Below are 9,586 nucleotides of genomic sequence, written 5' to 3'. Positions count from 1 at the left end.
AACGGCTCGATCCGCTCCCACGCCTGATCAGTCAACTCATGCCGACGCACCACACACCAACAACGCCCACACCCACTTTGCGGACACGCCCTAGCTCACCTCTACGTCCGGGGTCACTAGGGGAAGCGCCCAGAGCTCCAGCGCTCCATCAACCAGCTCGGCTAGGAACTGGACCATCCCGCCTTCGTAGTGCCACCAGGCGAAGCTGCGGGTGGCGACGGTCACCGTCCAGTCGTCAGAATTTGGGCCTGCGGTTGTCCACAGGAAGTAGTCGCCCTGGTTCGAGGTGGCCCACGGGAGCAAGCCCCCCGGCTCGGGATATGTGTACAGGCCGGGCAGCTCCGAGTTCTCACACCATTCCTGCAAGATCTCAATGTCCATGCGCTCACCCCAGTGCATGAGGTGCTCTTCGCCAGGCTTTGGCAGCCAGATACCGAGGTAGTCGCCGACGTGCAGGGTCGGGTAGAGCTCCGCCAGCAGTCGGTAGTCCGCCGGAGGAACACAGCCGAGCGCCTGCTCAACCAGCGTCCAGTCAATCCGCAGCGGCACGGCCCGGCGATGCTGGACCAACTCCGGGATCGCGCGCTCAAGCGCCTGCAGTGCTTCAGCCGGGTCGGTCAGCCGGCAAGTGGGCACCTGAGTGCCAACGAGGTCATCCACGGCGGCCAGAGTGCCACACACCTACGACACGACGGCTCACTGGCGGCCCAGAACACAGACGGCTCCTCCCCGTGCTGATCGCGACGCCGGTGAGTTGGTGGCGGGACACTACCTCTCCTCCGTGATCTTGGAAGGCGGTGTTTGTTCTCGCTCCCCGCCGATCGCCCGACAGACCGTCATCAATCAGACCGTGTCACACTACGCCGAAGCCCTGGGTCGTCTCCGGGTAGTTGCCCGCGCGCAGACTGCGGTCCCAGTCGCCCAGGAAGCCCGACCAGGTCTTCGGCAGACCGGCGGTGATCTTGTCCAGGTCCAGTAGGGGCATGATGAAAATCCTCCGGGTCAAGGTGTCGCCGAGCGGCATGCTCGACCTCGGAGCTGGAACACGGGGCACGTAAAAAGGGCCTTCGCAGGCTCTCGCCTGCAAAGACCCTTTCGCACCGTCGGGACGACAGGATTTGAACCTGTGGCCCCTTGACCCCCAGGCGAATAGCGCTCGCAAACGCGTACACCGCGTGGTCCCCAGATGGTCCCCGATAGCTCACAGGGCCCTCACTCTACAGCTTTGATATTCCAGCATCTCGCCATTGGCAGGAACACACAACCCACACGAGCGTTCGGACGCGCCATGCATGAATGGGAAGCCGTCAACTGCCAAAACGCCACCGGGCACTGCGACCGCGCCGAAGTCCGCCCGGCGGAGGTGCTCGTCGCCGACGCCGGGATCATTCACGCTGCCACTGGGCCCTTTCCGTTATCGGTCTGAGCTGGCCAGATGCAGGGTGAGGACGGCTTTGACGAGGGCGGTGATCCGGGTGGTGGAGCATCGGAGTTTGCGCAGGAGTCGCCAGTTCTTGAGGGTGGCCATGGCCTGTTCGACGAGTGCGCGGGTCTTGGCGTGGGACCGGTTCACGGCCTGTTGACCGGCGGAAAGCGAATGCCAGCGCCCCCGGTGCGGGATGCGGACGGTGCCGCCGGCGCCTCGGTAGCCCTTGTCGGCCCAGCACGTGACGTCGGCCTGGGAAAGGGCGTCGACGATGCCGTGTTCGCGAGCCGCGCGGATGTCGTGGACAGCTCCGGGCAGGGCTGGTGAGGCCCACAGCAGTCGGCCGAACGGGTCGGTGAGGACCTGCACATTCATGCCGTGCTTCTTGTGTTTACCGGAGTCAAACGGCGGGTCCGCGGCGAGGCGGTCGATCGGCAGGAGGGTGCCGTCCAGGAGGACGAACGCTTTCGTCGACGCGGTGCGTACGGCTTCGGCCAGGGTGGGTGCGAGGGCGGCCGGGATGTCGACGGCCTCGGTGACGTAGCGGTATGCGGTCGTGGTCCCGACGCCGAACCCGGTCGGGAGCTGAGCGTAGGTGTGCCCCATGCGCAGGTGGGCCAAGGCGAGGAGGGCCTGGCGGTCGGCGCTCAGCCTTCGCCAGCGGGAGCTGATCGCACGGCGATGCCGCCGCAGATGCCCGGCGAGGAAGCAAAGGGTGGAGCTGGACACGTCCACGCCGGACGGGTAAACAAGCATGCGAAGCCTCTGGTGGACATGGTTCTCTTGGCCGAAAACCCATCTACCAGGGGCTTCGCCATGCTGTCACCCCAACTGCACAGCACCACCGCCAGGTTGGAAAAGGCTCACTGACACCGGTCACTTTGGTCGGAGGTTTGGACTAATGCAACTGAGTGATGAATTCGTCACCCTGTATCGCCGTTTCACAGAGGAACGCCAGCGGGGTGCGGCTAGTCCTGCCGACGAGCTGCGTGACTGGGAGGATTTTGTGGAGGAGTGTGAAGAGGGATACGGAAGCGAGCTTAGCGAATTCGACTTCGACCTGGCTGTCCGGGACGACATTCAGAAGATGCTCGACGACCCGACGCTCCGGAGGACTCGAGGATACGACGACTTCAGCGGTGCGGTCGCTGCCATCGATCGTCGTTTCCGGAATATCGCGACGGTTGACATCCCGACCGCCGACACGTCGCGGCTTCCATGGTGGCAACACAGACTGCCAGCGAAGGGTGGCCAGGTGTTCGTGCACGACGTCCGCGTCAGATGTGGCCTGGTCATCGCCCTTGCGTGAAGCGGGGAACGCGGAGGTGGGCCGCACGTGGTTTGCGTCGGTGACACCCGCTCGGGGTGCAGTACATGTCGGCCACCAGCCCTCTCGGCCTTGGCTCCGTGTTGAACGGGCTCTGACGCGCAAAGAGCAGCTGGTCATGGTGGGCGTGGGCGTGGCTTGATGCCTGTAGGGTGCCAAAAGTCCTGCATGCGCTCTGATCTGGTCTCTTCCTGGCCAGCCGACCGCCGAGCAGCCGACCGCCGACGACGTGGAGCGGGCCGTCACGGTGAGCCGTGCCGGACTGGCCGACCGGGACAGCCACCAGGCGTCGCCCCACCTCCGGGCCGTCCTGACCCGGGCGCTGCTGCGGGCCCTGTGGTTCCGGTACGTCCTCGCGCGCCGGCCTGAGGACCTCGACGAGGCCGCTGAGCTTCTGGGTTCGGCCGCCGTCCGCGAGGCGCTCGGGGCGGCCCCGGACGTCCATTCCGCACGCCCCGGTGTGCTGATGCAGCTCGGCATATCGCCGGTCTACCTCTACCAGCACACCGGGGACCTGGCCGCGTTGGACGAGGCGGTCGACCGCGACCGCGAGGCCGTGCGGGCCGTGGGTGAGGACCAGCTCCACAGCCCCGTCGGGGTGGACGCCCTCCGCCTCCTCGGCACGGCCCTGGCCGAACGGGGCGCCCGCACCGGCAGCCTCGACGACCTGAACGACGCCGTGCGGACGCTGCGGCGGCTGCAGGCCACTGCCGCTGCCACCAGGACCCGGGAGCTGCACGGGCTCGGGTTCGCGCTCAAGCAGCTCTTCGACCGCACCCGTGACGCCACACAACTGGACGAAGCCGTGGACCTGCTGCGGCGCGCGGTGGAGTCGTGCCAACCGGACGCATCCGAGGCGCCGATCGTGCTGTCGGGGCTCAGCAGCGCACTCCTGTGCCAGTATGGCCACCGCGGCGAACCGGCCGATCTGGACGAGGCCCTCGTGTACGCACGGCGCGCCGCCGACGCGGTACCGGCGAACGATCCGGTCTCGCTGCCGATGCTCACCTCTCTGGTGGGCGCACTCCTGGAGGAGCGGCGGCGAAATCCCGAACGGGTCGATGTGGACGACCTTGTCGCCCTGTGTCAGCGCGTCGTCGACCTCGCACCGCCCGACCACGCCGCCCTCGGGATGTTCCACCACAACCTGGGGATCGCCCACAGGGAACAGTCCGAGGCGAGCGAACCGGACCCGCTGTTCCGGGCGTTCAGCGAGGTCGCCGGCAGGACGGTGATCCCCTTCGGCATCGTGGAGGCCGTCGCCGATCTCGGAAAGGCGGCCGGCAGTGAGACCCTCGCGGCGTCCCATCGCATCCGCTCGGCACGAGCGGCCGCGCTCACGCTCTATCCCGTGGACGTGCTGGCCGCTCTCGAGCTTCTGGAGTACGCCGTCGAACTGATCCCCCTCGCCGCCCCGCGCCGGATCGCGCGGGCCGATCAGCAACACGCGGTGAAGGACCACTCAGCCCTGGTCACGTTCACCGCGGCCGCGGCCCTCGACGCGGGTGAGCAGCGGCGCCCGGACAGGCCGTACCTGCCCCTCCTGCCGTACGCCGCGCGCAGCGCCCTCCAGACCCTGGAACAGGGGCGCACGATCCTCCTCAGCCAGATGCTGGACACCCGCGGTGACATCTCGGACCTGCGGCGGAGCCATCCCGGGCTCGCCGACCGCTTCGTACACCTGCGCAACCTCCTCGACAGCGAGGACGACGGGACCCTGGACCGCCCCCGGGCCGCCACCGAACTCACGGCCACGATCGAGGAGATCCGCGGCCTGGAGGGCTTCGCCTCGTTCGCCCGGCCGCCGGAGCCCGAGGCGCTCCTCGCCACGGCGGAAGCGGGACCGATCGTGGTGTTCAACTGCCACGAGACACGCTGCGACGCCCTGCTGGTCACCGGCGGCGGTGTGCGGCACCTGCCGCTGCCCCGCCTCACACACGCGGAGCTGACCTCACAGGCCGGCCTCTTCCACCACACGCTCGCCGTCGTCGCGGCCCCGGAGACCGACTGGCGTGCCCAACGGGAGGCGCAGCGGACCCTGAGCGGCATCCTGGGGTGGCTCTGGGACGTGGCTGCGGAGCCGGTCCTGCTGGCGTTGGGCATCGGCCCCGGCTCCGGGCGCGGCGGTGAGCCGCCCCGTGTGTGGTGGTCCCCCGGCAGCCTGCTGGGCTCGCTGCCGCTGCACGCCGCCGGGCATCACGCCGAGTCCGCCGGGGGCGGTGACCGTACGGTCCTGGACCGGGTCGTGTCCTCGTACACGCCCACGATCCGTGCCCTGCGGCACGCCCGGCGCCCGCGGCCGGCCGGTGGCGGGCCGGGGCGCTCGCTGATCGTCGCCATGCCGACCACCCCGGGTGCCCCTCCGCTGCTCGGGGCCTCGGAGGAGGCGTCCGCGGTGGCGGCGGTGCTGCCGGACCCGACGGTCGTCACCGGTGCGGCCACGCGGGCGGCGGTCCTGGCCGGGCTCATCGACGCCCGGGTGATCCACCTGGCGTGTCATGCGGTCACCGATGCCGCCGATCCCTCGCGCAGCCGACTGCTGCTGCGGGACCACGAGACAAGGGCGCTGAACGTCGCCGGGGTCGCCTCCGTGGCGCTGGAGCGGGCCGAGCTGGCCTATCTGTCGGCCTGCCGGACGACGTACACCGCCGCGCCGGATCTCCTGGACGAGGCCATCCACCTGACCAGCGCGTTCCAACTGGCCGGTTTCCGGCATGTGGTGGGCACGCTGTGGGAGGTGGACGACGTGATCTCCGAGACGGTGGCGAAGGGCTTCTACGCGTCCTTGTCGGACGCCGAGGGCCTGCACTGCGCCCGTTCCGCGGCCGCGCTTCGGACGTCGGTCCTGGCGCTGCGCGACCAGTTCCCCGGCACCCCGTCGCTCTGGGCCGGGTACCTGCACGCGGGCGCCTGACCCGCCCCCGGCCCCAACCCGCCGCAGCCACCGCTCCAGGGGTGCTCGACGATCCGGCCCACCACGGCCCGGATGACGATCTCGTGAATCAGGTATCAGGCGTGCGCCCAGGGGCGCATGCGTCCGGAGGAACATGCGGCACCCGCACGGTGACCGTGGACCCCGACCCGTCCTGACGACCGCCTCAGGGCAGTCGCGCTCGCCTGCAAGCTGGATGACGACGGACGGCCCGTTGCTCATCTCCATCCAGGCCACGTCCTCGTCGTCCTCGCCTGCGTCGAGCACGATGGACATGAGTTTCTGACCTTGCTCGACGGCCAGGTGGAGCTTGGTGGCAACCCGCCGGGGGAGCGTCCCAGCCCGTGATCACGGGGCTCGGTGGAAATGCCGCCCGGTGGGTCCTTCTGCAGGTGGCCCTCCTTGCGGGCCCCGGCCGCGTGCTGATGGGCGCGGCACACCGTGGAGTCGATGCTCAAGTCCCAGACGATCGCGCCTTTCGCGTCGGCCAGGGACTGGAGCCGGTGAGGATCTGCTGCCACCGGCGGAACAGGTACAGGTCGTAGACCCGGTTCCATGGTGCGTACTTGCCCGGGACGTCCCGGCACGGAACTCTGGTCCGGACACGGGAGCGTATGCCGTCGGTCAACTGCCGTCGAGGCCAGGCAGGCGGCTGCCCCGCCCTGGTGCCCTTCGGCAGCAACGGCTCCGGTGCCGGCCATTGCTCGTGCGTGAGATCTCCCCGGCCTGCAAGACGTGAGCGCGCATGGACCCTCACCTCGATCGCGGCGATCCTGCAACCCGTTTCCGGATCCCGGCGGCGGCCGCGCGCAAACCCCAGGTCAGTCCACTGACCTGGGGGGCGCGTGATGGTCAGGGGAGTGCGAGGGGAGCGCATGGGGACAGCTGTTCAGCGGGGAGGGGCGGGTGGCAGTCATGGCTGGGGTGTGCGGGTGACGATGACCGCGTAGCGGCACTCGGCCTCGGTGGTGTTGTGGAAAGCGCATGGCGCGGGCTCTGCGAGTTCCAGGGTGTCACCGGCGTCGAGTTCGTGGACGGTGTCGCCCTCGTGGAAGGTCAGGTGACCGTCGAGGACCCAGATGACCTGGCGGATGAACGCGAACGCGGCAGCCGGGTAGGCCACGTGGGCTCCGGCGGGCAGCCGGATCTCGGAGACCTCCGCCGGGAAGGCCGCCCCGGAGATCTGGCGCCGCCGGTATCCCGTATCGGGGTCGCACCACTCGGTGGCGCGGGCACGTCGGGTGAGTCCGGCCGGTCCGTCCGGATCCCGGCTCGCGGACTGTTCGGCGAGGGCGAGCAGTTCGGACACGCTGAGCTGGAACGCGGCGGACAGTTTGCCCAGGACGACGGCGGTGGGGCTGCTCTCGCCGTTCTCGATCCGGCTGATCATCGCGCGGGACACACCGGAAGCCTCCGCCAGCTGCGCCAGGGTCCAGCGGTGGCGGTCGCGCTCGGCGCGGATACGGGTTGCGATCTGCCCGACCAGTGGTTCTACTATGTTGGACATGGATCTAGTATATAAGAAGAGCCAGGTTGTGGTGCGCCCGGCCGTCCCGCAGGACGCGGAGGCGGTCCGCTCGATCCGGAATCGGGCGATCGAGCACTCAACTGCGCTGTGGACGAATACGCCGCTGTCGGAAGCCGACGGTGCCGCCTGGCTGTCCGCTCACCTCCGTCGGGGCTCGGCGTTCGTCGCCGAGGCTTCGGGAGAGGTGGTCGGCTTCGCCGTGTACGGGCCGTGGCGGCACTCCGACGGCTACCGCCACACCGTCGAGGACTCGGTCTACGTCAGCGACGGCGAACACCGGCGCGGCATAGGCTCCGCCCTGCTGGGCACACTCGTCGAGGCGGCCCGCCACGCCGGTCACCGCATCGTCATCGCTGACATCGAGGCCGGGAACACCGCGTCCATCACGCTGCACGAACGATGCGGATTCGAGCACGTCGGCACCATCCGCGACGCGGGCACCAAGTTCGGGCGCCGCCTCGACCTGACGATCATGCGTCTGCCCCTTTCCTGACCGGATCGCCCCTGCCGCCGACGGCGTGGACCTTCCGCACCCCCTGACCCCGAGGTGGGCCTTGTCGCCCGCGGGCCCGGACGGGGACGCCCTACGACGTGGTCGGATGTTCCTGCGGCGCACCTGCCCGGCGCCGGTCCGGCAGCGCCGCCCCTCTCGCTGCCACGATGCGCGGGCCCTGATGATCCCTCCGGTGGCCGAGTCGATGCCGCAGGGTGCGGCATCGACGCCTGCCCATCGTCGTGCCGGTGGACTACCAGCGCGGGCCACCGGTTTCACGGGCCTGCGGTCCCCGCGGCATCAGGCCCGCCTGCGCCGCCGGTGCCAGGGGGGCGTCCACGAGGCTGTCGTGCTGTGCCGTGGCCGCGAGCGGTCGCAGAACCGGAGGGGCAGCGGTTGTGGTCTCCTGTGACCGGTGGGTGCCGAAGACGACCAGTGCCCAGAGCAGGCAGCCGAAGGCGGCGGTGTGGAGCAGGGCGCGGACGATGTTCCAAGCGACCCAGCTGTCCTCGAAGTCCTTGCGCGCGGCTGCCAGGTCCTTGATCCGGTCGGGGCTGCCCGCCTTGGCGAGCTGGTCGTTGAGGGGGACGTTGAGGCTGCTGGTGACCATGAAGGCGAGCAGGTAGAGCACGAGCGCGGCGATGAGCCACGGCAGCGCCGGCCGTCCGTGGCCGCGCCAGGCCAGGACGACGGCGAGGGCGAGCAGTGGGATCGCCGTCATGAAGGGCAGCATGAAGACCGGGTTGAGGATGGCCTTGTTGATGTTCTGCATCGTTTCGACGAAGGTGCGGTCGGAGGAACGCGCCAGGCCCGGCATGACGGAGTAGGCGAAGGCCGCGAACAGGCCGGCCATTAGGCCGGTGGCGAGGGCGGTCAGGATCAGGGTGGTCTGCTGCAGGGCTTTCATGCGTGGTGCCTTTCGTTCCAGATGCCGATGGCGGCGGTGCGGTGGGCGTAGTCGGCGAAGTCGCGCGGGGCACGGCCCAGAGCGCGCTGGACGCCGTCCGCGAGACGGGAGTTACGGCCGTCGAGAGCGGTGGTGAACGGGTGTCCGGGCGGATCGGTGGTGTCCTCGGGCGCCTGCGCCCGGACGAGGGCGTATTGCCGGGCGGTAAGCGGTACGAGGGCGATGCGCCGCCCGGTCGCCGCGCCGAGCCGGGCGGCGACGTCGGCGAGTGTGAGGAGTTCGGGGCCGGTCACCTCGTACAGGCGGCCCGTGTGTCCGTCCCCGGTGAGGGCGGCAACCGCGACGTCAGCGACGTCGTCGGCGTCGACGAAGGGCTCGGCAGACCACTCGGCCGGAAACGGGATCCGACCGGCGATCACCGCGTCCCGCAGGTGCCCTTCGCTGAAGATCTGATGGAAGCCGGCCGAGCGCACCACCGTCCACTGCGCGCCGGACCGCTTCAGCGCCTCCTCCGCGCGCATCGCTTCAGGCTCGCCGCGGCGTGAGAGCAGCACCAGCCGGCGCACCCCCGAGGCCACCGCGAGGCCGGCGAGGCGGCCGACCTTGTCCGCCGCGCCCGAAGCGGCCGGATCGGGCTGGTAGGCGACGTACACCGCGCGGGCGCCGGCAAGCACCGGCTCCCACGTGGCCGGCTGCTGCCAGTCGAACGGCAGTCCGCCCGAGCGGGATCCGATCCGTACCGGCAGGTGCAGTGCCGCCAGTCGCCGGACCACCCGGCGGCCGGTCCTGCCGGTCCCGCCGAGGACCAGCACGGGTGCGTGTCGTTGCACGGTGGGACTCCTTCGCCCTCTTCGCCGCGATCGGGGTGTCGATCCGTGCCTCCAGCCTCGGGCCGCGCGAAGCACGGACCAACTACCGGTCCACGCACCTTTGTTAAGGTGAGCGTTAACGACCGCGGCGGGAGGCTGCCAGG

At 69.7% G+C, this 9,586-nt stretch carries 10 protein-coding genes; 3 read left to right on the top strand and 7 right to left on the bottom strand.

Translation table 11 applies throughout. The annotated features are described in order from the left end of the window. Positions 1-90: 90 nt before the first annotated feature. The 3 genes from ACWERV_RS13360 to ACWERV_RS13350 all read right to left on the bottom strand — a co-directional run bounded on the left by ACWERV_RS13360 (position 91) and on the right by ACWERV_RS13350 (position 2,182). Positions 91-660, bottom strand: a complete 570-nt coding sequence (locus tag ACWERV_RS13360) for an SMI1/KNR4 family protein (protein WP_452932376.1) — start codon at positions 658-660, stop codon at positions 91-93. A gap of 193 nt (positions 661-853) precedes the next feature. Beyond that, positions 854-985: a hypothetical protein gene (locus ACWERV_RS13355; RefSeq protein ID WP_452932373.1), complete on the bottom strand. Its 132-nt coding sequence runs from the start codon at positions 983-985 to the stop codon at positions 854-856. Positions 986-1,414: 429 nt separating this feature from the next. After that, positions 1,415-2,182 carry a transposase family protein gene (locus ACWERV_RS13350; RefSeq protein WP_452932370.1) on the bottom strand — a complete coding sequence of 256 codons (768 nt, stop codon included), beginning with the start codon at positions 2,180-2,182 and terminating at the stop codon, positions 1,415-1,417. A 145-nt stretch (positions 2,183-2,327) separates the two neighbouring features. Between ACWERV_RS13350 and ACWERV_RS13345 the strand changes: the two genes are divergently transcribed. Both ACWERV_RS13345 and ACWERV_RS13340 read left to right on the top strand, forming a co-directional pair. Further along, entirely contained in the window at positions 2,328-2,735 is a 408-nt protein-coding gene (locus ACWERV_RS13345) for a hypothetical protein (RefSeq protein ID WP_452932367.1), read from the top strand. A 265-nt stretch (positions 2,736-3,000) separates the two neighbouring features. Next, entirely contained in the window at positions 3,001-5,667 is a 2,667-nt protein-coding gene (locus ACWERV_RS13340) for a CHAT domain-containing protein (RefSeq protein WP_452932364.1), read from the top strand. A 472-nt stretch (positions 5,668-6,139) separates the two neighbouring features. Here ACWERV_RS13340 and ACWERV_RS13335 read toward each other — a convergent pair whose 3' ends face one another. Beyond that, the gene (locus tag ACWERV_RS13335; RefSeq protein ID WP_452932361.1) at positions 6,140-6,562 is read right to left on the bottom strand and encodes a transposase; all 423 of its coding nucleotides are present in this window, start codon (positions 6,560-6,562) and stop codon (positions 6,140-6,142) included. Between the two features lie 36 nt (positions 6,563-6,598). Then, positions 6,599-7,192 (bottom strand): helix-turn-helix domain-containing protein, encoded by a 594-nt coding sequence (locus ACWERV_RS13330; protein ID WP_452932358.1) that lies wholly within the window; start codon positions 7,190-7,192, stop codon positions 6,599-6,601. Between ACWERV_RS13330 and ACWERV_RS13325 the strand changes: the two genes are divergently transcribed. Next, positions 7,191-7,706, top strand: a complete 516-nt coding sequence (locus ACWERV_RS13325; RefSeq protein WP_452932355.1) for an N-acetyltransferase family protein — start codon at positions 7,191-7,193, stop codon at positions 7,704-7,706. The two genes, ACWERV_RS13330 and ACWERV_RS13325, sit on opposite strands and share 2 nt — an antisense overlap. Before the next feature lie 253 nt (positions 7,707-7,959). On the opposite strand, the gene ACWERV_RS13320 is transcribed toward ACWERV_RS13325, so the two are convergent. Beyond that, positions 7,960-8,613, bottom strand: a complete 654-nt coding sequence (locus tag ACWERV_RS13320) for an anthrone oxygenase family protein (RefSeq protein WP_452932352.1) — start codon at positions 8,611-8,613, stop codon at positions 7,960-7,962. Then, positions 8,610-9,443: an SDR family oxidoreductase gene (locus ACWERV_RS13315; protein WP_452932349.1), complete on the bottom strand. Its 834-nt coding sequence runs from the start codon at positions 9,441-9,443 to the stop codon at positions 8,610-8,612. Before ACWERV_RS13315 ends, ACWERV_RS13320 begins: the two co-directional genes overlap by 4 nt. Between the last annotated feature and the right edge of the window lie 143 nt (positions 9,444-9,586).

It is taken from the genome of Streptomyces sp. NPDC004031 (genome assembly GCF_053604375.1).
This window is presented reverse-complemented; position numbering and strand designations above follow the sequence as displayed.